10 protein-coding genes and 1 tRNA gene are annotated in these 24,146 nt (G+C 67.5%); 8 read left to right on the top strand and 3 right to left on the bottom strand.

All coding sequences use genetic code 11. The annotated features are described in order from the left end of the window. Window positions 1–5: 5 nt before the first annotated feature. The 6 genes from BMX29_RS08710 (at window position 6) to BMX29_RS08735 (ending at window position 5,747) form a co-directional block, all read left to right on the top strand. Window positions 6–488 carry a YIP1 family protein gene (locus BMX29_RS08710; RefSeq protein WP_092811959.1) on the top strand — a complete coding sequence of 161 codons (483 nt, stop codon included), beginning with the start codon at window positions 6–8 and terminating at the stop codon, window positions 486–488. After that, a complete protein-coding gene (locus BMX29_RS08715; RefSeq protein ID WP_092811961.1) occupies window positions 485–1,075 on the top strand; it encodes a YIP1 family protein in 591 nt (196 codons plus the stop codon). Before BMX29_RS08710 ends, BMX29_RS08715 begins: the two co-directional genes overlap by 4 nt. After that, window positions 1,068–2,288, top strand: coding sequence for a cysteine desulfurase (locus tag BMX29_RS08720; RefSeq protein WP_092811963.1), 1,221 nt, complete (start codon window positions 1,068–1,070; stop codon window positions 2,286–2,288). Before BMX29_RS08715 ends, BMX29_RS08720 begins: the two co-directional genes overlap by 8 nt. A 542-nt stretch (window positions 2,289–2,830) precedes the next feature. Beyond that, window positions 2,831–2,907 (top strand) — tRNA-Arg (locus BMX29_RS08725). Window positions 2,908–3,087: 180 nt separating this feature from the next. Then, the gene (locus BMX29_RS08730; RefSeq protein ID WP_043841443.1) at window positions 3,088–3,651 is read left to right on the top strand and encodes a TRAP transporter small permease subunit; all 564 of its coding nucleotides are present in this window, start codon (window positions 3,088–3,090) and stop codon (window positions 3,649–3,651) included. After that, on the top strand, window positions 3,648–5,747 hold the full coding sequence (locus BMX29_RS08735) for a TRAP transporter large permease (RefSeq protein WP_092811965.1): 2,100 nt from the start codon (window positions 3,648–3,650) through the stop codon (window positions 5,745–5,747). The genes BMX29_RS08730 and BMX29_RS08735 overlap by 4 nt, the downstream gene beginning before the upstream one ends. Window positions 5,748–5,792: 45 nt before the next feature. On the opposite strand, the gene BMX29_RS08740 is transcribed toward BMX29_RS08735, so the two are convergent. The 3 genes from BMX29_RS08740 to BMX29_RS08750 all read right to left on the bottom strand — a co-directional run bounded on the left by BMX29_RS08740 (window position 5,793) and on the right by BMX29_RS08750 (window position 9,522). Beyond that, complete coding sequence (locus BMX29_RS08740) at window positions 5,793–6,974, bottom strand: TRAP transporter substrate-binding protein (protein ID WP_092811967.1); 1,182 nt, start codon at window positions 6,972–6,974, stop codon at window positions 5,793–5,795. Window positions 6,975–7,111: 137 nt separating this feature from the next. Then, window positions 7,112–8,302: a TRAP transporter substrate-binding protein gene (locus BMX29_RS08745; RefSeq protein ID WP_081749582.1), complete on the bottom strand. Its 1,191-nt coding sequence runs from the start codon at window positions 8,300–8,302 to the stop codon at window positions 7,112–7,114. A gap of 449 nt (window positions 8,303–8,751) precedes the next feature. Next, entirely contained in the window at window positions 8,752–9,522 is a 771-nt protein-coding gene (locus BMX29_RS08750; protein ID WP_092811969.1) for a L,D-transpeptidase, read from the bottom strand. A 979-nt stretch (window positions 9,523–10,501) separates the two neighbouring features. Here BMX29_RS08750 and BMX29_RS08755 point away from each other — a divergent pair. Together BMX29_RS08755 and BMX29_RS08760 are read left to right on the top strand one after the other, a co-directional pair. Continuing rightward, window positions 10,502–23,368, top strand: a complete 12,867-nt coding sequence (locus BMX29_RS08755; protein ID WP_092811971.1) for an Ig-like domain-containing protein — start codon at window positions 10,502–10,504, stop codon at window positions 23,366–23,368. A gap of 390 nt (window positions 23,369–23,758) precedes the next feature. Continuing rightward, on the top strand, window positions 23,759–24,146 hold a 388-nt coding region (locus BMX29_RS08760), incomplete at its 3' end, for an IS110 family transposase (protein ID WP_139196967.1).

The following is a 24,146-nucleotide window of genomic DNA, read 5'->3' on the forward strand; positions in this document are numbered from 1 at the left end:
AGGGCGTGAGCGTCGCAACGAACATCGTCGCGACCTACCGCAGACCGGGAGCCGTCGTCAGGCGGCTCCTGGCCGACGGCCCGCGAGAGGATCGTGCGCTCGCCATGTTGATGGGGGCGTGCACGCTGACCTTCGTGTCGCAATGGCCGGTGCTGTCGCGGCAGGCGCATCTGAACGGCGAAGAGTTGAACCCGATGCTGGGCGGCGCCCTCTTCGGGTGGCTTTTCGTCGCGCCCCTGCTGTTCTACGCGCTCGCGGCCATAGGTCATGGCGTGGCACGGCTGTTGGGCGGCAGGGGAACGTGGGGCGCGGCCCGTATCGCGCTTTTCTGGAGCTTTCTTGCCTCCACGCCGCTGATCCTGTTGAACGGTCTCACCGCGGGCCTCGTGGGGGCGGGCCCCGCGCTCAGCCTCGTGGGGCTGGCCTGGTGCGCCGCGTTCCTCTGGTTCTGGATCGCCGGGATGATTGTCGCCGAGGAGGGCGCATGACGCTCAACGGATATCTGTCGCTCGCCTGGCAGAGCGTCGTCGCGCCGCGCGACGTGGCGCGGATGCTTCTGTCGCTCCGGCTCGGCACCGAGGCGATTGCCTGTGCAATGGCGCTGGTGGTCGTGCTGCAAAGCGCGCTCGTGGGCGTGTCGGTGCAGCTCGCGCCACCGGACGACGAGGCGTTGATGCCGCTTCTGTCGCAGCCGATGGTCTTCGCCGGCGGGCTGGCCATCGTGATGGTGGCGACCATCGTCGCGATGACCTGGTCGGGCCGCGGCATTGGCGGCACAGGGCGGCTGCGTGACGTCGCGCTGCTGGTGGCCTGGGTGCAGGGGCTCGACGTCCTGGTGCAGGCGCTTCTGATCGTTCTCGCGCCCATCGCGCCGGGCCTTGCGGGGATCGTGTCGCTCGCCGCGTCGGCGGCGGGGATATGGATTCTCATCAATTTTCTCGCCGAGGCCCACGGCTTCGAGGGCCTCGGCAAGTCCGCGCTGTCGGTACTGCTGGCCGTGACCGGCCTCGCGCTCGGCATCGCACTGTTCCTGTCGCTTTCGGGCGCAACCGTGGGGATGACCGGAGATGTATGACGTTGCAGAGGTCCGCCGGGACTTTCCGATCCTGTCGCGCGAGGTAAACGGCAAGCCGCTGGTCTACCTCGACAACGGCGCCTCGGCGCAGAAGCCGCAGGTGGTGATCGATGCGGTCACCCGGGCCTATGCCGAGGAATATTCCAACGTGCACCGTGGCCTGCACACGCTATCGAACCTCGCCACCGAGAAATACGAGGCCGTGCGGGGCACCGTAGCGAAGTTTCTCGGCGCCCCTTCCGAGGAGGAGGTCGTGCTGAACACCGGCACCACCGAGGGCATCAACCTCGTGGCCTACGGCTGGGCGATGCCTCGGATGCAGGAGGGCGACGAGATCGTCCTGTCGGTGATGGAGCACCATGCCAACATCGTGCCCTGGCACTTCCTGCGCGAGCGGCAGGGCGTGAAGCTGACATGGGTGGACACCGAGCTGGACGGCTCGCTCGATACCCAGAAGGTCATCGACGCGATCGGCCCGAAGACCAAGCTGGTGGCGATCACGCATCTGTCGAACGTCCTCGGCACCGTGGTGGACGTGAAGGCGATCTGCGCCGCGGCGCACGAGAAGGGCGTGCCGGTCCTCGTGGACGGCAGCCAGGGCGCCGTGCACATGCCCGTCGACGTGGCCGATATCGGCTGCGACTTCTACGCTATCACCGGTCACAAGCTTTATGGCCCCAGCGGCTCGGGCGCGATCTACATCCGCAAGGAGCGGCTGGACGAGATGCGGCCCTTCATGGGCGGTGGCGACATGATCCGCGAAGTCCACAAGGACGAGGTTACCTGGGCCGATCCACCGATGAAGTTCGAGGCCGGGACGCCCGGCATCGTCCAGACCATCGGACTGGGCGTCGCGCTCGACTACATGATGGATCTCGGGATGGAGAATATCGCGGCGCACGAGGCGAAGCTCGCCGCTTACGCACGCTCGCGGCTCGACGGGCTGAACTGGCTTCAGGTGCAGGGCAAGGCGCCGGGCAAGGCGGCGATCTTCTCGTTTTCGCTCGACGGCGCGGCGCACCCGCACGACATCTCGACGATCCTCGACAAGCGTGGTGTGGCCGTGCGTGCGGGCCACCATTGTGCAGGCCCGCTGATGGATCACCTCGGCGTGTCGGCGACCTGCCGGGCGTCCTTCGGCCTCTACAACACGGAGGCCGAGGTCGACGTGCTGGTGGATGCACTGGAACTGGCCCACGAACTCTTCGCCTGATGCCGTCGCGCAGGCTCTGAACGACTGCGCCGGCGCCCCGGGGGAAAGGGGCGCCGGCGTCCTCGTCCTCTCGGCGGGAGGCCGCGGGGGTGCCGTGCGGCCGGGGGCGAGCCCACCGGGAGGCGCGAAGACCCGTGGCGCGCGCGAAGGGCCGCGCCGGGATGCGTATATGGTTCGGAGCATGTCGCCCGGACGGATCGCCGAGGGGCCATCGGACGCGCCGCCTTTCCCATCACGTCTTCGACACCAACCAAGCGCCGAGGATGCCGGCACGAGGCGAGCGCACGGTCCGGGTACGCTCTGGCGGTGTCTCGATGCGATCTGCCCGACACGGCGGCGGGAGGCACCGCAGTCCGAGCAAGAGTCAGGTCATGTCAACGTCTCGAACTATGCTCCGATGGCCTTGACCCCCTGAAAAGGGACGTGGCCACATTTAATTTCTACCATAGGTATAGTTTTGTGTCACCCCGGAATTGCATGCACCTCCTGCCACGGGATCCCGCTTGCGCCGACCCGCGAACGGCGTTAGGCACACCCCCGCTGCACCCGTAGCTCAGCTGGATAGAGCGCTGCCCTCCGAAGGCAGAGGCCAAAGGTTCGAATCCTTTCGGGTGCGCCACTCTCATTCTCATCCCGAATGCCCCGTCCGGCGACTGAAAGCGCGCGCGGCTGGCCCTCGATCGTCCGCGAGATACCTCCCGTGCACGGTATAACGGCGCCTGTGCACCGCGGCGCCTGTTCACGCCGCCCGCGAACTGTGGCAAGAGCGCGCGCAGACCGGCTGGAAGGGGAGGTCGTCATGAAGGCACTGCTGCCGCTCGCGCGGGGCATCGACACGGTGAACGGGTGGATCGGGCGCATTGTCGCGTGGCTGATCCTGGCCTCTGTGCTCGTGTCGGCAGGCAACGCGATCATCCGCAAGAGCTTCAACCTCTCGTCCAATGCGTGGCTTGAACTGCAATGGTACCTCTTCGGCGCCGTATTCCTGCTCTGCGCCGCGTGGACCCTGCGGCAGGATGAACATGTGCGTGTCGACGTGCTGTCGCAGCGTCTCTCGCCGAAGGGCCGAGCGATCATCGACCTGACGCTGCACCTTCTGTTCCTGATGCCGTTCTGTATCCTGATGGTGTGGCTCGCCTGGCCGTTCTTCGTCAGCTCGTTCCAGTCGGGCGAACAGTCGTCGAACGCTGGCGGCCTGATCCGATGGCCCGCGAAACTGTGGGTGCTTCTGGGCTTCGTGTCGCTGTCCGCGCAGGGGCTCTCCGAGATCGTCAAGCGGCTCGCGCAGCTGTCGGGCGCGATGCCCTATCCAGTCACGAAAGACGACGAGTTGCCGCCCGCGGCACGGGAGGCCCGCTCATGATCGAGCTTATCGCTCACAACCTCGCCCCCATCATGTTCATCTCCGTGATGGGGCTTCTGCTGCTGGGTTACCCGGTGGCGCTGACACTGGCCGGTGGCGGCATGGTGTTCTTCGTCATCGGCGTGGCGCTGTCGGACTATTCCAACGAGATCAACCTCTTCTGGCCGCTTCTGAGGGCCATGCCCGAGAGGGTGTTCGGCATCATGTCGAACGACACGCTGCTGGCGATCCCGTTCTTCACCTTCATGGGCCTGATCCTCGAGAGGTCGGGCATGGCCGAGGACCTGCTCGACACCGTGGGACAGCTCTTCGGCCCGTTGCGGGGTGGCGTGGCTTTCGCGGTGATCCTCGTCGGTGCGCTGCTGGCCGCCACCACGGGCGTCGTCGCGGCGTCGGTGATCGCCATGGGCCTGATCTCGCTGCCGGTGATGCAACGCTATCGCTACGATCCCTCGGTCGCCACGGGCACCATCGCGGCGGCGGGCACGCTGGCGCAGATCGTGCCGCCGTCGCTCGTGCTCATCGTCATGGCGGACCAGCTGGGCGTCTCGGTGGGAGACATGTACCTCGGTGCGCTCTACCCGGCGCTCGTGGTGATCCTCGTCTACTGCGTCTACATGTTCGCGCTGACCATGCTGCGGCCTTCGGCCGTGCCGGCGCTGCCACCGGAAGAGCGGCGGCTCGGAGGCGGTGTGACTTCGCTCCTGGCGATGTTCGCGCTGGCCGCGGTGCTCTACATCGCGTCGACGCGGCTCCTGTTCGCCGACTACATTCCGGCCACGCGGGTGGTCTTCGTCTCGGCGTTCACCGTCATCATCTGCTATGGCATCGCGCTCGCGAACCGCTACCTGCGGCTCGGCTTCCTGTCGAAGCTGGCCGAGGAGGTGGTGATCGTGCTGATCCCGCCGCTGGCGCTGATCTTCCTCGTGCTGGGCACGATCTTCCTCGGCATCGCCACGCCGACCGAAGGCGGGGCGATGGGCGCCGTGGGCGCGCTGATCCTTGCCGTCGCCAAGGGCCGGCTCAACTTCGGCACGCTGCGGTCAGCGGTGGAGGCCACGGCCAAGCTCTCGGCGTTCGTGCTGTTCATCCTGATCGGTGCCCGGGTCTTCGGCCTCACGTTCTACGGGGTGAACGGCCAGGTGTGGCTCGAGGAACTGCTGCTGGGCCTGCCGGGCGGGCAGTTCGGCTTCCTCGTGGTGGTCACCATCGTGATCTTCATCCTCGGCTGCTTCCTCGACTTTTTCGAGATCGCCTTCATCCTTGTGCCGCTGCTGGCGCCGGTGGCCGAGACGCTGGGCATCGACCTGATCTGGTTCGGCGTGATCCTGTCGATGAACCTGCAGACCTCGTTCCTGACGCCACCCTTCGGCTTCGCGCTGTTCTACCTGCGATCGGTGGCGCCGGGGTCTGACCGGCCGGACAAGGTGACGGGCGAAACGCTTCCGGGCATTCGCACCGCGCAGATCTATCGCGGCGTACTGCCTTATATCGGCATCCAGTTCCTGCTGATCCTTCTGGTGATCTCGGTCCCGAGCCTTGTGACGCACTACAAGGCCGACCGCGAGGCGCAGCGCAATCGCGCGCCGGCGACCCAGACCGCGCCCGACAGCGACTCCGGCTCGGGCGGCAGCTTCAACTTCGGCGGCGGCGGATCGTCGTCGGGCGGAAGCACTGGCGGCGGTGCGTCGGGCGGCTTCAACTTCGGTGGATCGGGCGGCTCCGGCAGCTCGTCCGAAGGCCAGGGAGACGGGGCGTCGAACGGCGGCGGAGGCTTCAACTTCGGAGGCGGTTCCGGTGCGGCACCGTCGTCGGGCGGGCAGTCGTCCGACGGGGCCGGGTCCTCGTCCTCCGGTCAGTCGTCCGGTGGTGGCTTCAATTTCGGCGGCGGGCAGGGGGGCGATACCGCCCCTGAAGCCGAACCGCAGGAGACTCTGGAAGCCGACAGCGGCGGAGGCTTCAACTTCGGTGGCAGCGGGTCAGGCGGTGCGTCCGGGTCCGACGCTGATACGTCGCCGGAGCCGGAGGCCAACCCCGAGCCGGAGCCCGAGGGCCAGGCCGGCGGCGGCGACAGCGGCGGCTTCAACTTCAACTGATGCGAAACGGCCCCCGGTGATCCCGGGGGCCGCTTCGTTTCTAGGTCACTGGTCGGTGCTCTCGGAGCTTGCGGCGTCGCTGCCTGCGGCGGAGCCGCCGCCGACCGCACCGGCACCGTCGATCTGGGCGGGCAGACGGCCTTCGCTCTGTTTCTGCTGCATGAACGCCGCGAAGTTCTGCTCGGCCACCTGCGTCCAGAGGAAGTGCTCGGACTGGAACGCCATCATGGAGTCGTAGATCTCGGCCCAGCCGTCCACGTTCTGGCGGAAGTCGGAATAGAGATCGAGCGTGGCTTCGTAACCGGCCTCCATCACGTCGTCGGGGAAGCGGCGCAGCTCGGCGCCGTTGTCCACGAGTTCACGCAGGGCGGTGGGGTTCTTGTAGTCGTACTCGGCCAGCATGTCGGTGTTCACCGCGCGCGCGGCCGTCTCGAGCAGGCTGCGGTAGGATTCGGGCAGTGCGTCGTAGGCCTCCTTGTTGCAGAAGACCGAGAGGGTCGCGTTCCCCTCCCACCAGCCGGGGTAGTAGTAGTAGGGCGCCACACGCTGGAAGCCGAGGCGGTTGTCGTCATAGGGACCGACCCATTCGGTCGCGTCGATCGCGCCGCGTTCGAGTGCGGCATACACGTCACCGCCGGCGATCTGCTGGGGCACCACGCCGAGCGCTTCCATGATCCGGCCGCCGAGGCCCGCCACGCGCATCTGAAGGCCCTGCATGTCCTGAAGCCCGCCGATCTCCTCGCGGAACCAGCCGCCCATCTGGGTGCCGGTGTTGCCGGCGGCCATGAATTGCAGGCCCTGCTGGTTGTAGAACGTGTTGAGCGCGTCGGCGCCACCGCCGTAGTAGAGCCACGCGTTCATGCCGCGCGCGTTCAGACCGAACGGGATCACGGTGCCGAGCGCCCAGGTCGGCGACTTGCCGACGAAGTAGTAGGCGGCGGTGTGGCACATCTCGACGGTGCCGTTCTGCGCGGCGTCCGCGGCCTGCAGGCCGGGCACGATCTCGCCGGCGGCGAAGACCTGGATGTCGAAGGCCCCGTCGGTCGCCTCGCGGACATAGCGCGCCAGATCCTCGGCGCCGCCGTATACGGTGTCCAGACCCTTGGGGAACGACGAGGTGCAGCGCCACTGCACCTGGGGCGACGACTGCGCGATCGCGGGCGCCGCGAGCGTCAGGCTACCGGCACCGCCGATCGCGGCGGTTCGAAAAAATGAGCGGCGATCCATGTGTTTGCCTCTTATTGCTGCATATTGAGCACTTCATATGAATAATTGCGAACAAGGTCGATACGTGGGCAGGAAAGAAAAAGGCCCCGGAGCTATGCCGGGGCCTTTCTTAGGAGGCACGCCGTAGGGCGGCGGGCTTACTCGGAGGCGCCGCCCGAGCTGTCGCCGGACCCGGAGCCGCCGGATCCGGACTCGCCGCCGCCGACCGAGCCCGCGCCCTGGATCTGTGCGGGCAGCTGGCCGTTGCGCTGCTTGTCCATCATGAAGTTGGCGAAGGTCGCCTCGGCCACCTGCTGCCACAGGAAGTGCTCGGACTGGAACGCCATCATGCTGTCGTAGATGTCGGCCCAGCCATCCGCGGAATTGCGCAGATCCGAGTAGAGCGACAGGCCCGCCTCGTAGGTCGCGTCCAGCACGTCCTGCGGGAAGGCGCGCAGCTGCGCGCCGTTCTGCACGAGGTTCCGCAGGGCGGTGGGGTTCTTGTAGTCGTACTCGGCCATCATCTCGGTGTTGGCCGCGCGGCAGGCGGTCTCGAGCAGGCGCTTGTAGGTGTCGGGCAGGCTGTTCCACGCCTCGGTGCCGACGAAGACGTTGAGGGTAAGGTTCCCCTCCCACCAGCCGGGATAGTAGTAGTACGGCGCCACCTGGTAGAAGCCGAGCTTCTCGTCGTCATAGGGGCCGATCCACTCGGCCGCGTCGATGGTGCCGCGCTCGAGCGCGGGGTAGATGTCGCCGCCCGCGATCTGCTGCGGCACGACGCCGATCTCTTCCATGATCCGGCCCGCGAGGCCCGCGATCCGCATCTGCAGGCCTTCCATGTCGGCAAGGCCGCCGATCTCGTTGCGGAACCAGCCGCCCATCTGGGTGCCGGTGTTGCCCGCGGGCAGGTAGTGGAGGCCCACGCCGTTGTAGAAGTTGTTGAGCGCGTCGAGACCGCCACCGTAATACAGCCACGCGTTCATGCCGCGGTTGTTGAGGCCGTAGGGAATGGTCGCGCCAAGCGCCCAGGTCGGCGACTTGCCGACATAGTAGTAAGCCGCGGTGTGGCACATCTCGACGGTGCCGTTCTGCACCGCGTCGGCGGCCTGCAGGCCGGGCACGATCTCGCCGCCGGCAAAGACCTGGATGTCGAAGGCGCCGTCGGTCGCCTCGCGGACATATTGGGCCACGTCCTGCGCACCGCCGTAGATCGTGTCCAGCGACTGCGGGAACGACGAGGTGCAGCGCCACTGAACCTGCGGGCTCGACTGCGCGACGGCCGGTGCGGCGAGGACGCTAGCGCCGGTGCCCCCCACGGCGGCGGTGGTCAGAAACTTGCGACGATCCATGAACTCTCTCCCCTAGAATGTCGGACAGGCGCCAACGTAGCGCCCTCTGCTCCGGGGTCACATCGGGGTGAGCGCGCGACAAGTCGCAGGGGTGCAAGGTCGCTGTTGCGGATGGGGCGAAGGGGGCTGCGGACCGCTTGTCGGCCGCTGCCGTCGTGGTTCCGGCAGCGCAGCAGCCCGCGAGGTGGTGTTGGCGCAGACCGCCGCCTTGGCCAAGGGCCGTCAAAGGGGGCACGCCAGTCCTGCCTCGCAACGGTCGCCACGGCGCGGCGGGGGCACGCTCTGCTTCGTGGAAGCTCTTCGTTGCCCGGGCCGGCCATCGAGGGCTGGAAGGGTCACCCTTCAGGCGAAGCTCGTCCCTACCTTTAACAGTGAAGCGGGCAGAGGGTCTCGGGGCGCGTTACCCGGGGGCCCGCCGTGTGGGCCCCCCCGGGTAACGCGCGAGCGGATCACGTGGCGTCGTCCGCGCCGTCCGAGAGGCTGTCGTCCGTCGCGCCGGCCATGGCGTCGGGCGCCGGGGCGTCCGGATCCGAGGTCCACTTGCCGCTGTCCTCGCGCGGCAGCACGACCACCCGGGTGCCCGAGCTGATCTGCTCGGCAAGGTGGATGACGTCCTGGTTGAACATGCGGATGCAGCCCGAAGAGGCATCGTGGCCGACGGTCCACGGGCTCGGGGTGCCGTGGATGCGATAGAGCGTGTCTCGGCCGTTGCGATAGAGGTAGAGCGCGCGCGCGCCGAGCGGGTTGTCGAGCCCGCCTTCGAGTCCCGCGGCGAGCGGTTTGTACTTCTCGGGCTCGCGCTTGATCATGTTCTGGGTGGGCGTCCAGTTCGGCCACTTGCGGGTGTAGGGCACGCGGGCCTGACCCGAGAAGCCGTAGCCCGCCGCACCCACCGCGACGGCGTAGCGCATGGCCCGGTCGTCGCCGAGCACGCGGTAGAGCCGATTGGCGCCGGGATCGACCACGATGGTTCCTGCCGAGTAGGGCGCGAAGTAGGCCACCTCCTGCCGGACCTTGGACGGCGAGAGGTATTTCGGATCGATGGCGGGCACGGTGCGGCCCTCGTCCTCCATCGCGTCGTACATCTCGAGCGTCTCCGCACTGAGGCCGCTGCCGAGCGAGAGGCGGTCGGCGACGCCTTCGAAGGGGGCGGCCGGCGCGCAGGCCGAGACGAGAGCGGCGAGGGCGCAGGCGGCGGGGAGGGCGGAAAGCCGTGTCATTGCATGTCTCCGGTGCTCCGGGAGATGCCGTCGGCCAGCGCCGCTCGCGAGATCTCGCCGGTATGAGTATCGTGCTGGCGGTTGTCGGTACCTACGAAGGCCGCGAGCGGCAAGCCCCCGACCCCGCGGGTGGCCATCGCGTGCCGGTCCGGGATGCCTTTCACGGCCCGCGCGCGCAATTTCACGGCAGGCAGGGGGAGCGACGCCCCGCGATGTCGATGCCTCTGTCTGCAGGAGTGCGTCATCCGAACCCGGCGGGCGACGTCGTTGTCGCCGGTCGGTCCGCTTTCGGAGGCACACGGAGAGACGTGCGCAGTGGTCGGGATCGGCGGGTCACATAAATGCGGATACCCGGTTCATATATTCTCCGGGCGTCCCTTCTCCATTCAGATTCTGGCAAAGCGGTGGCCCGAAATCTCAAACACCACTCCTGACTCGCGGTCCGCAATTGACGGGAAGAAGTTGAGTGATATCGGGCACTGACAACTAAACAATAGAAAAATTTTTTGAAGATAAACCTAAGGTTGTATTTGTCGAATTGGCGCCCTGATCTGACGCACATCAGCTACGCAACTTTAGGTATTGATACCTAAACCGAAATCCCGCCGAGCATGAAGGCCCGGCCTCCGCGGCGGCGCCACCTGCGTTGACAGCTATCAACGCGCCGCGACACCGTTGGCGTCGGGGCTGTGTCTGGCAAAGGGGGAGCAGGCGAGCGCGGAGTTGGTTGGGAACGTACCGCGCGGCGGTTGAAGGCACCCGTTGTCTCATCCGGTGCGATACGGCCCGCGAGCATGTGTCGGTCGAGGCGGCCCGGTGCCGCCGGGTGCATGGTAACCGAAAACTCCGGTGTCTTCTCGCGTATCCCCGAGACGGATTTCCCCGATTTGAGATTGCGCCGGTCATTCGTTCCGAATGACCGGATTATTCGATTACGCGGCATTTCTTTTTACGGGCTTGGCCTCGGGGGGATTATTTCATGGCTTTCACCAACTCTTCCATCACATTCGGCGCTTCCGGTCTCGTGGGCGAGTCGTCCAACAACCCGACAGCCATCGACACCAGCAAGACCGGCCAACCCTTCGTTTACGTCGCGCAGCAGGACGGCACCGTCTACCGATACGAGGTCGACCGCGCCGTGGACGGCTTCGGCGCCCTGACCACCGACTTCACCGTAGTAAACACGCTTGCGATCGGCGTTATCCCCGGCTCCACCCAGAACTATAACGACGACGGCACGTCCAACTCGACGAACCAGCGACAGGTGACCGGCATGACGGTCAGCGCGGATGCCGACGGCAACGACGTGCTTTACGTCTCGTCCTCGGACTGGCGCATCGCGGTGGGCAACGACACGGGGCTCGACACCAACTCGGGCCAGGTGCACCGCATCGTGGTGGCGAGCGCGGACTACGCCGCGGCCAATGCCGGGGTCGAGCCCGGTGACATCCTGTCGAACGTCGCGATCATCCGCGGCCTGCCGCGGTCGGAAGAGAACCACGCGACCAACGGACTCGACCTCGGGATCGATCCTGTGTCGGGGGACACGTATCTCTACGTCGCGCAGGGCGGCAATACCAACAAGGGCGCGCCGGGCAACAACTTCTCGGGGACGGTGGACTTCGCGCTGTCGGGCACGATCCTGAAGTTCAACCTCACCGAGCTCGAGAGCTTCGACGTGCGTACCGACGGCAACGGCGAGCAGTTCGTGCTCGACCTGCCGACGCTGAACGACCCTACGCGAACGGATGTGGATCTCCTCGATCTCGGGCTGAGCCAGGCACAGATCGACGCCAACCCGAACTTCTCGCTCGACGACAACGGCTCGGGGCCGGATTGGGCCGGCGGCAACAACGGCCTCAACATGGCCAAGATCACCGAGCGCGTTCTGGTGAGTCAGGGCGGAGAGCTCGTCTTCGTCGACAACCCGATGACCGTCTTCGCGCCCGGATTCCGTAACCAGTACGACGTGCTGGTGACCGAGGCCGGCAACGTCTTCACCTGGGACAACGGGCCGAACGGCGGCTGGGGCGGTCAGCCGCTGTCCTTCTCCGACGGCCAGATCGTCGATGACTGGACGTCCGAGCTCGCCACGAACGAATTCAACGAGGGCGGCTCGGACGGGTTCGGCGACCAGTTGCACTATGTCGGCGGCATCGGCGACGCCTACGGCACCTATGGCGGCGATGCCAACCCGATCCGCGCGTCGAAGGAGGCGCTGGCAGCGGCCTTCAACCCGGACGGCACCTACAAGGGCGCGACGCCGAGCGACCCGATCGTGGTGGACGGCGCCCAGATCTTCACGGACGAGGCGCAGGCGCGGACCTACCTCGCCAACATCCTCATCATCTACGAGGAGCAGGGTTCGGGCGTCTGGAACGATGTCACTGGCACCACGGGGCTGCCCGCGGACCTCTTCGACGTTGTGTCGGGCTACGACTGGTTCCACCCGGGCAGCTCTCTGAACGACCCGACCGCCTTCTTCGACGGACTGAGCGTCATGGACGGCACGGCCTATTCGCCCGAAAGCCAGCTTCTCGACAACAACAACGACGGCTCCCTTAAGACGGTCAACGCCTCCACCAACGGACTTGCCGAATACACGGCGAGCTTCTTCGGCGGCGCGCTCGACGGGGCGGTCATCGCCGCCTCGTTCAACGGCAATCTCTACTTCGAGAAGCCGATCGACACCGATGGCGACGGGCGCGTGGACGCCGTCGACAGCCTTGGCACGATCGGCGGCTTCGGCTCCCAGCCGCTCAGCGTTACCACGCTCGGCGATGCCGGGTTCTCTCCGGACGTCCTGATCGACAAGGACGGCGACGGGATCGACGACTTCGCGGGCCTGGTGATCGCGGCCACCTATGGCGCCGACAACGTGACCTTCTTCGTGCCCGGCGGGCAGCCGGCCGATCCCAGCACCGATCTCGATCTCGACGGGCTCAACAACATCGTGGACAGCCACGTGGGCGACCCGACCGAGGGCCTGGGCGTGCGCGTCGGCGCGGACGAGACCCAGCTCTGGGATTTCGAGTTGAACAACCCCGCCACCACGCCCGCAGGCGCCGTGCCGGACGGCAACAGCATCGCCGGCGACATCGGCGTGAACGCGGTCTGGCGCAACGGCGTCGATCCGCAGGTGGCCGAGCCGGGCGAGCCGGCGCTCTACAACGGCGGCGTCTGGAACCTTGGTGGCGCGTCCACCATCGTCAGCATCGACGCGGCGAACACAGGCTCTGCAGAGGACACCGCGAACGACCAGGGCGACGTTCTGGGCCTGGGCTTCGCGGTCGAGCAGAATGTCGGCGCGGTCAGCATCGTGACCACCGGCAAGAACATCTTCTCGTACTCGCTGAACGAGAACCAGACCTGGGACGGAGGCGAGAAGTACGGTCTCGTGGTCGGTCCCGGCGACCAGTCGACCTTCGTCCAGGCGGCGGTTGCCGTGGTGAACGACGGCGGCAGCGTGCGTTACGGTATCGAACTGCTGGTGGAGGAGGACGACCAGAACAGCTCGGTCTTCCTCGAGATTCCCGGTATCGAGGCGCCGGTGCGCCTCGGCGACGGCGACCCGGACATGCAGGTCGCGCTCGACCTCGACCTGACGCCGGGGGCGTCCACCGCCACGGCGCGGGCGCGCTACGTCGACAACGGTGTCTTCACCGATTGGGCCGAGACCACGGCCATCGCCATTCCCGCCGACGTGGCCGCCGCGGTGCGCGGCACCTACCAGAACGCCGGCAAGACCACCGGCGCCTTCGTCGGCCTTCTGTCCACCGCCGCTGCCGGCGATGACAGCTTCGGCGCGGACTGGGATTCCGTCGAGATCACCGGCGCGCCGCTGAGCTACGCCGAGGGCGAGGTCCTCTACCGCTGGAACGCCGGCAACGTGGATGTCGCCGCGATCGACGGCGGGCCGGCGTGGCTGCAAAGCAGCGCGACGCTCGTGGGATCGTCCGCGCCCAGCACGCAGAATGCGGCCGACAACGGGCTGGATGGCTCGGTCGATCCCGCGACCACGCCGACGGGCCTCTACACCAACGAGCTTTACGGCAACGATGAAGCCAATCCGTTCGGGCTCGAATTCGGCAACGGCACGCTGGCCGATGGCCTTTACGCGGTGCGGCTCTTCATGGGCAACGGCTTCGACGGGACAAGTGCGCCCGGCGCCCGGGTCTTCGACGTTTCGGTGGAGGGCGCGCTGTTCCTCGACGATCTCGACCTCTCGGCGACGCTGGGCCACAAGGTGGGCGGCATGTTCGAGTGGGTCGGCGTGGTGGACGACGGCACCGTCGACATCGATTTTACCCACGTGGTCGAGAACCCGTTGATCAACGCGGTCGAGATCGTGGCGCTCGAACCCCTGGGCACCGGGCCCGCCCTTTCGATCCTGTCCGCCGCCGCGCTCGAAGGCGACGCGGGCAGCGGCGACGTGCTCGTGACCGTGCAGACTTCCCGGACCGTGCCGGTGGACGAGACCGTGGCCTTCACCTACGCCGTGCGGCCCGTGGCGGGCGGCGCAACGCCGGCGGTGGATTACACCGTGCCCGGCGCCACCTTCGATCCGGGCACCGGGGTCTACACCGGGTCGGGCTCCATTGCCGGCGGGTCCGCCGACTTCACCATCCCGGTCGCGATCCTCGGCGACACCGACATCGAGGGCAACGAGGCCTTCGAGATCGAGATTACCTCTGTCTCGGGGGCGGACGCCTATATCGGCACCGGCACCGCGACGGTCACCATCCTCGACGATGACGGCGCTCTGCCGGGCGAGGTGCTCTACCGCGTCAACGCCGGTGGCGCGGAGGTCGCCGCCAGCGACGGCGGCCCGGCCTGGTCCGAGGACCAGTCGGCGGCCAATGCGAATGGCACTGCCGCGACCGGTACGCCGTCGCCCTATCTCGACCTGACCGCGCCGTCGGAGGACGTCACTTTCGGAAGCGCGTTCACCGGAACTAACGGCACCGATGCGCCCGACGCGGTCTTCGACACCGAGCGTTACAGCACCCTCGCCAACCCCGACAACATGTCGTGGGCCTTCGACGTGGTGAACGGCGACTACATCGTGAACCTCTACTTCGCCGAGATCTGGACCGGCGCGCAGGATCCCGGCGTGCGGGTGTTCGACGTGAACGTGGAAGGGGCGCTCGCGCTCGACGACTTCGACATCACCGGCGCGTTTGGCTGGAACACCGCAGGCGTCCAGCAGGTCGCCACCACGGTCAGCGACGGCACGCTCAACGTGGACTTCCTGCAAGGCGTGCAGAACCCCAAGCTCAGCGCGATCGAGATCGTCAGCGCCGATCCCGCGCCGGACAGTACCGTCTCCGTAGGGGCGCCGAGCCCGGCCTCCGTGGTGGAGGACGGCGACACCGGCACGACCACGCTCGTCTTCCCGGTGACCTTCGACGTCACGCCGAACGGATACGTGGAGGTGGGCTACGAGATCGACGTGAATGGCGCGATCAGCACCGGCACCCTGGCACTCGGCGTGACCGACGGCCAGATCGTGGTGGACGTGCCCAATGACGACCAGGCCAACGGGCCCGAGACAGTCACCGTCAAGCTGACCGGTATCGTCAGCGGCGACACCTTTGCCGGGATCGGCAACGCGACCGCCACCGGCACCGTCACCGAAGACGACAACGCGGGCGGAGAGATCGTGGCCGCGATCAACGCGGGCGGCCCGGCGCTGACACAGGACGGAATCGACTTCTCGGCCGACCAGTACTTCGACGGGGGGCAAGCCTTCACGGACGGTGCAGGGGGCAATGGCGAACAGCCGGCCTTTGACGGCACGATCTACGAAACCGAGCGCTACGGTGGCGGGACTGCGCCCGCGTTCTCCTACGCGATCCCGGTGGCTCCCGGAAGCTACTCGATCGAGCTCTACTTCGCCGAAATCTACCAGACCGATCCCGGTCAGAGGGTCTTCGACGTCATCGTCGAGGGGCAGATCGTGCTCGACGACTACGATATCCTCGCGGAGAACGGCGGCGACATCAACGCGCCGGTCGTGCTGACGCTGCCCGACACGGTCTCGCCGGACAGCTTCGGCGATCCCGCTGCACTCGACATCTCGGTGACGGCCTCGGTGGACAACGCCAAGGTCTCGGGCATCGTGGTCCGCACTGCCGATGGGACGCCCACGGTCGGTGCGGCGACGCTCACCGTCAACGACGGGGCGACCAACATCGAGCAATCGAACTTCGGCAACGGATCCTTCCAGATCCAGAACGTCGGTGACAAGGCGATCGCCTGGATCGAGCTGGACGTGACCGACGCGATCCTGCCCGACGCGGTATTCGATCCGTTCGGCCTTGCCGGCGACGACGTGGGCAAGATCGTGACCCTCAACGGCGGCACCGATGGCGGCACCGGACTGATCGTTCCGTCGGGCGGCTTCGGCGCGGGGGCCGAGGGCATCACGTATCTCGGCACCGGCGGCATCGCGGGCTTCGAGCGGCTGCGTCTCGAATTCGACGACTTCACTCCGGGCAAGAGCATCAGCTTCGGCGTCGACATGGATCCGAACTCCATCGCCGGATCCGACAAGGGGACGCTGGACAGCGGGGCATCGCTGGCAGGGGCAGGGCTCTGGGACGTGGGCGGCATCGGCGGCGCCGAGCTGTCGGGCAGCACGTTCACGGTGGGCTACACCGACGGCTCCACCTCGACCGGTCAGCTGCAGGGGCAGGGGGCGGACGCGCAGATGGGGGCCGAGGCGCTCTCGACCCAGGCGGCCGGGGCGCTCGACGTCACGCTGACCGCCAACGGGCTCGGCGCAGGCGACGTCGGCACCTACACCGACGGCGGGCCGCAGATCCTGATCCAGGGCCCCGCGGGCGAGACCGCGCGGGTTCTGGTGGGCAAGGGCTTCATCGTGCCCTTCACCAACGAGTTCGCCGACAGCGATCCCTACAAGGCACAACTCGACGCACAACTCGCGGCGCTGGAAGACAGCGGCTTCGCGGCCAACAACATGGTCGAGATGCTCTATGTCGATGTCGCGCTCGACGGCACGGTGCAGGACATCTCGTCGCTCTTCGACTTCACCCAGGTCGCGGCGTTCGACCTGTCGGTGCCCGATGCGGTCAACGAGTACGGCGTTCTCGACGAGGCGCAGCTCCCGCTCGGCATCACGGCAAGCGTGATCGACACCGCGACCGACCAGCCCAAGGGCCCGGTCACCTCTCCGATCCACCTGTCCTATTCCGAGGTGCAGGAAGCCGACCTGTCGCTGTCCAAGACCGTGTCCGATCCGACACCGGTGGCGGGCGATACCGTCACGTTTACGCTCACGCTCGACAATGACGGCCCCGCCGCGGCGACCGGCGTTGTGGTCGAGGAGACGTTGCCCGCGGGCTTCGCCTTCGTGGGCGCCGCGGGCGACGGCAGCTTCGATCCGGCGACCGGGGTGTGGACCGTGGGCACGGTCGGCACCGGCGGCTCGGCCAGTCTCGACCTCGAGGTCACCGTGCTCGACCTGGCCACGCTCGACGAGGTGACGCCGATCTACCGCGTCAACGTCGGCGGCGCGACGGTCGCGGCGGCAGACGGCTCGGCGCTCGACTGGTCGGGCGACCAGGGGACGTTCGGCGATGCTGCGAACAGCCCATACCTGGTGGCCAACAGCACCGGCACCAGTCTCTACACGGGCGATGCCAATTCGGCGCATCCCGGGGCGATCGACCTCAGCGACCCCAGCGTCCCCGCTTCGGCGCCGCTGGCGGTCTTCAACACCGAACGCTACGACGCCGGGACCGATCCCGAAATGGCGTGGCAGTTCGACGTGGCCGCGGGCACGCTGGTCGAGGTCAAGCTTCTGTTCGCCGAGCTCTTCAGCGGCATCGACGCGGTAGGTGAGCGGGTGTTCGACGTGAACATCGAGGGCGGCCTGGCCTTCGACGACGTCGATCCCTACGCCATTGCCGGTCCCAAGGGCGCGTTCGCCCTGACCGAGCGCGTGGTGGTCGGCGACGACGGCACGCTCGACATCGAGTTCCTGCACGGATTGGAGAACCCGGCCCTCAAGGGCATCGAGATCTCCACAGTGGTCGAGGGCGACGCGACCGCCTACGACACCTTCGCCGAAGTGATCGCCTCGGACCTGCCGGATCCGGACTCCACGCCCGACAACGGAGCTTCGGGAGAGGACGACGAGGCGACGGTCTCGGTCGCGCCTCTCACCACCGCCGATCTCGAACTGGCGATGACGGTCTCCGACGAGGCCCCGGCCTACGGCGATACCGTGACCTACACCCTGACGCTCACCCACGCGGCGGGCGTCGACGCCACCGGCGTGGCGGTGCAGGACCTTCTGCCAAATGGCGTGACATATGTCGGCGACAGCGGCGTCGGGGCCTACGACCCGGCGACCGGCCTCTGGTCCGTGGGCAGCCTGGCGCGCGGTGCGACCGCGACGCTGGACATCACCACAACGGTCAACGGACCCATCGTCCCGCAGGTCGAAACGGTACTCTACCGCGTGAACGCCGGTGGTGCCGAGCTCGCGGCGACCGACGGCGGACCGGCCTGGAGTGCCGATACCGCCGCGACCAACAGCCCCTACCTTGCCGTTCCCGGCAGCAACAACGTCTCCAGCTTCGTGGCGGTCGATCCCGGCGCCACGGTGCCCGGCTCGGTGCCCGGCGCGATCTTCGACACAGAGCGCTGGGATGCCGCGACCGATCCCGAGATGGCATGGGCCTTCGACGTCGGAAGCCCCGGCACCTACGGCGTGCGGCTCTTCATGGGCAACGGCTTCACTGGCACCAGCGATGTCGGCGCGCGGGTGTTCGACGTGGCGGTCGAGGGGACCGTGCTGCCCGAGCTCGACAACATCGATCTCTCGGCGCAGTTCGGCCACGAGGTCGGTGGCATGATCGAGGTGCAGGTCGAGGTCACCGACGGGACGCTCGACCTCACGTTCCTGCACGACCTGGTCGATGGGATGGAGAACCCGCTGCTGAACGGCATCGAGGTCTACTCGATCGAGGACGGCGCGCCGGTTCCGGCGGACTACGCCAACTACGCGCAAATCCTGACGGCCGATCAGGAGGATCCGGACTCCGTGCCGGGCGATGCCTCGGTGGGGGATGATGACGACGCGACCGTGGTGCTTGATGCCTCGGCGACAGGCTCCAACGTCGCCACCGTGGTCGCGGTCAGCGATGCCGCCGAGCCCGGCACGGACGGCCAGTTCGCCGTGCAGCTCGAGGCCGCGGTGACCGAGGCCACGACCATCGCGTATACCATCGGCGGCAGCGCGACCAACGGCGCCGACTACGCGGCCCTCGGCGGCACAGTCGTCGTCGCGGCGGGCGCGGACAGCGCGGTCATCGACATCTCGGTGATCGACGACACCGTGTTCGAGGGCGACGAAACCGTCGAGATCACCCTGACCGGCGTCTCTGCGGGGGACGCCAACGTGATCATCGATCCCGATGCGAAGGCGGCCATTCTGCTCGGGGACGACGATCCCGAGGAGCTGGTCGGCGGGCAGCTTGGCGTGCAGGTCACGCCGGGAACGGGGCTCGACGCCTCCACATTCGGCTCGGGCAGCTTCATTCTGACCAACGAAAGCCTTGCCGGCAGCGGCATCCAGGTCGCGCAGGTGTCCTTCGACCTCTCGACGGCGCTGCTGCCCGACATGGTGTTCGACCCCACCGGCGCGGGCGGCGACGCCACGGCCTCTCCGTTCACGCCGAATTCCGGCGCGGCGGCGACCGGCCTGGTGCAGCCGGCCGATCCGAGCTCTGATCCGTTCTCGCAGGCGCGGAACGGCGGCTTCGACGTGCTGACCATCGACTTCACCGACTTCGACCCCGGTGAGCAGTTCACCTTCACCACCGACATCGACCCGAACTCGATCCAGGGCGTGCCGGGCGCCGGCAATGCGGGCTCGGTTTCGGGCTACGAGCTGATCGGCTCCACCGTGACCGTCACCTTCACCGACGGCACCACGCAGGAGGTGTCGCTGGGCAGCCTCGTCCACGAGGGCGCGGCGACAGCCGCCGCCGGCGACGGTGGCTCGCTCGGCGGCTCGCTGGCCCGGATCCGCACCGACGACACCGCTCCGGCGCCGACGCTGGCTCTGGTGGCCGGCGGGGCGGACCTGGTGGCGACGCTGCCCGGCGTGCAGGCGGACGTAAACTCGACCGACTTCCTGGTGGAGGTCACGGGGCCTGCCAATTCGACTGTCGATATTCTGCAGATGGACAGCCGTCTCTTCATCGCGAGCGGCGCGCCGGCCTTCGGCGTCAGCCCCGCGGAGCTGCCCTTCTACGCCAACGAGGCGATGGCCGGCCAGGTTGTCGCAACGGTCCAGCTGGATGCCGCCGGAACCGCACAGGTGCCGTTCTCGCTGCTGACCTCCGACGGTGGCACGGGACCGGACGGCGGGGTCAACGGCTTCGTGGCCGTTGTCCAGGATGCCGCGGGTTCCGGCGCGATCGGCCTGACCAGCGCGCCGCTGGTGGTGAAGCTTGGCGCCCCGCTGGTCTACGACGCCCCCGGCGTGATGACCTTCGACGGCACCAACGCGGGCGTGCAAGAGTTGCCGCACGATCCGGCCTGGCAGGTCGCGCAGGGCACGGTGGCCTTCTCGTTCACCGCATCGGACACGAGCGGCGCGCAGGGTCTCTTCGGCAAGGACGCGTCGTTCTTCGGCGGCGGCGGCCACACCACGATCTACCTCAACGGTTCCACGCTGATCGCCCGTTTCCAGGACGACAGCACCTCGGCGGAACTCAGCTTCGGGGGCATCTCCGCAGGCGAGGAATACGAGATCGCCGCGACCTTCGGACCGGACGGCGTGGCCCTCTGGGTGGACGGCAACCTCGTGGACTCCGATGATCTTGCAGTCAGCTGGGCCGGAAACGAGGAATACGTCCAGTGGGGCGGCCGCGGCTGGGGCAGCAGCACCGGCTCGCCGGGTTTCGATGCGCCGTTCGAGGGCACGATCTCGGACAAGCAGATCTACGCCCAGGTCCTCACCGCGTCGCAGATCGCCGGGCTGGCCTCGTCCTCGAGCGGCTCGAACAACGCGCCGGTGCCGGGTGACGACACCATCCTCGTGGACGAGGACGGCAAGGTGAACTTCGCGCCGCTCACGAACGACACCGATCCGGACGGCGACGCCCTGGTGGTCGCCGGCATCGCCACCGCGCCCGGCAAGGGCGAGGCGGTCATCGAGGCCGATGGCACCGTGACCTACACGCCAAACCCCGATGCCAACGGATCCGACAGCTTCGAGCTCCTGATCTCGGACGGCGTCGACACCGTGACTTCGACGGTCTTTGTCGAGATCACCCCGGTGGATGACGACCCGGTCGCGGTGGACGACACCGGGACCACGGTGACGGGCAATGCTGTCAATATCGATGTCATCGCCAACGACATCGAACTCGACGGCGACGCGCTGGTGGTCACGGGTGTCAGCGGCGGCGCCGCCGGCAGCACCGTGACGATCAACGGCGACGGAACGGTGACCTACACCCCGGCGTCGGGTTTCGTCGGCGAGGACAAGTTCACCTACACCGTCTCGGATGCGGGCGGGGTCGTGACCTCGACCGCCACCGTGACCGTCACAGTCCTCGATGAGCCGAACGTGCCGCCCGTGGCGGTCGCCGACGCCATCACCGTGGACGAGGACGGCAGCGTGACCTTCCAGCCCGGTGCCAACGACACCGATGCCAACGGCGACACCGTGACGGCCTTCGCCATCGCCGTCTCGCCTGCCAACGGCAGCGCGTCGGTCGGCGCGGACGGCTCGGTCACCTACACGCCGGACGCCGACTTCAACGGCGACGACAGCTTCGAGGTGCAGGTCACCGACGGCAACGGCGGCTTCGACACCGCCACGGTGTCGGTCACGGTCACGCCGGTGAACGACGCGCCGGTGGCGGTCGATGACAGCGCCACGGTCCAGGCCGACAGTGCGATCATCATCGACCTGCTCGGCAACGACGTGGACATCGACGGCGACGTGCTGACGCTGGCGGGCCTGACCGCCACCGCGAACGGCGGGAACATCGTGGACAACGGCAACGGGACCGTGACCTACACGCCCGCGGCCGGGCAGACGGAGGACAGCTTCGACTACACCGTGACGGACGGAGAGTTCTCCGACACCGCGACGGTCAGCATCGACATAACGTCCTTCCCGACACCGGTGGTGGACCTGCCGAACGCCGTGAGCTTCGACGGCAGCAGCGGCTCGGTGATCGAACAGCCGCACGACGCGCTCTACTCGGTGCCGCAGGCGACGCTGAACTTCTCGTTCACGGCGGCCGACACCAGCGGAGCGCAGGGCCTCTTCTCGAAGGATGCCTCGGGCTTCGGCGGCGGCGGCAACCACCTCGTCATCTACCTCAACGGCTCCACCCTCGTGGCCCGCTACCAGGACGGCGGCGCCAGCGCCACGTTCCAGGTGCCGGGGATCGTCGCGGGGCAGACCTACGACGTGGCCGCGGTGTTCGGCGCAGGCGGCGCGAGCGAGCTCTACATCGACGGAGAACTCGTGGCGTCGAGCCCGCTGCAGATGGACTGGACCCAGAATATCGAGTGGATCCAGTGGGGTGGTCGCGGATGGGGCAGCTCGAGCGGCTCTTCCGGCTTCGACGCGCCGTTCGAGGGCACGATCTCGGACCGTCAGTTCTACGACACGCGCCTCGATGCGGGCCAGGTCGCGGAGCTGCACGCCGACGGGCCGCTCAACTCGCCCCCGGTCGCAGTGGACGACATCGTCTCGGTGGACGAGGACAGCTCGGTCACTTTCGACGCAGCGGCCAACGACACCGACCTCGATGGAGACACCGTCACCATCGACTCGATCGGCAGCGGGCCCGCCAACGGCAGCGCGACGATCGAGGCGGACGGGCAGGTGACCTACACGCCCGACGCGGACTTCTTCGGGACGGACACGTTCGAACTGGTGGTGAGCGACAGCAACGGCGGCACCGATACCTCGGAAGTCACCGTCACGGTAAACGGCCTCGAGGACGACCCGGAGGCGGTGAACGACGTGGCGGAGACGATCACGGACGCGCCGGTGATCATCGACGTGCTCGCGAACGACAGCGACGCCGACGGCGACCTGCTCATGGTCACCGAAACCACGACACCGGTTTCCGGCTCGGCCGAGGTCAACGGCGACGGCACGGTGACCTACACGCCCGACGCCGGGTTCGTAGGCACCGACAGCTTCGACTACACGTTGTCGGATGGCGACGGTCCCACCGCCACGGCGACGGTCACCGTCGAGGTCTCCGAGCCGTCCTCGCTGCCGACGCCGGTCTTTGAGGTCGGCGGTGTCACCGGCTTCAACGGCTCGTCGGGATCGGTCATCAACGTCGCGCCGACCCCGGATCTCGAGATCGCCGAGGGCACGATCGCCTTCTCGTTCATCGACGACAATCCGTCGGCGCGCCAGGGCCTCGTGGTCAAGGACGCCAGCGGATTCGCCGGCGGCGGCAACCACTTCGCCGCCTATATCGAGAGCGGTGACCTCAAGGTCCGTTTCCAGGACGGTGCGAACAGCGAGACCTTCGTCTTCGACATCACGGCGAACCAGGAATACGAGGTCGCGGCGGTGTTCGACGGGGACGGCGTGGAGCTCTGGATCGACGGCGTGCTGGCCGACTCCGCCCCGGGGTTCGTCATGGACTGGACCGGCAACGGCGAGTACCTGCAGGTCGGTGGCCTCGGCTGGGGCAGCGCCACGGGCGGATCGAACTTCACTAACCCGTTCTCGGGCCAGATGGCCGACGTCGCGATCTTCGACGCGGCGCTCGAAGAGGAACAGATCGGCCTTCTGGCGGCGGACTCGTCCTTCGATATCTGAGCGGGCAGGTCCCGGGCGCGCTCCGGGGCCGTGTGCCACCCAACGGCAAGATATGGCGCCTCCGGTCCCCCGGGACCGGGGGCGCCTCTTTTGAGGGCGCCCCATGACGTGGGCAGGTCATGAGGCCCCGGGGGAAAGTTATGGCGCCCGGACGCGGATGACGTCTGCGACCTGCGTGCCTTTCGCCTGCTGCTGACTGACCACTTCTGTATCTCAGGTTCGCTATTCTGTCCCCGTCACCAACCTCGGCCAAGGTTGGTGACGGGGCGGTGTTTGGCGTCTGAGCCTTGTGGCCTGACCACGTCTGCTAGCGAGCCAGCACCGTCTCTCTTTCATCGTCTCGAACAGTTGGAAGCGGCCATCAGGACCGCGGAGCAGAAGGAAGAGAGCATGAACACGGTATCACCCGAACGCGTCATCGGCATAGACGTCTCTCGTGACTGGCTGGACATCCATTGCCTGCCGGGTGGTGAACGCTTTCGATTGCCGAACGCGCCGGAGGGCCATGCACAGGCGGTGACCATGGCTCGCCGGCAAGGCGCCCTGGTGTGCTTTGAGGCCACCGGTGGTCAGGAGTGGCGGCTATGGGCAGCGCTCGACGCGGCAGAAATCGTCACGCGACAATTACCGCCAGCGCAGATCAAAGCCTTTGCCGCCAGCCGCGGGACCCGGGCCAAGACGGACCGCATCGACGCGGAGCTCATCGCCCGTTTCATGGTGTTCCGACCGGATGCCGGACGTAGCCATCCCGCCGGAAAGGTGCGTGGTCTCAGAGCGT

The sequence above is a fragment of the Roseivivax marinus genome (genome assembly GCF_900109705.1).
GTDB lineage: Bacteria > Pseudomonadota > Alphaproteobacteria > Rhodobacterales > Rhodobacteraceae > Roseivivax > Roseivivax marinus.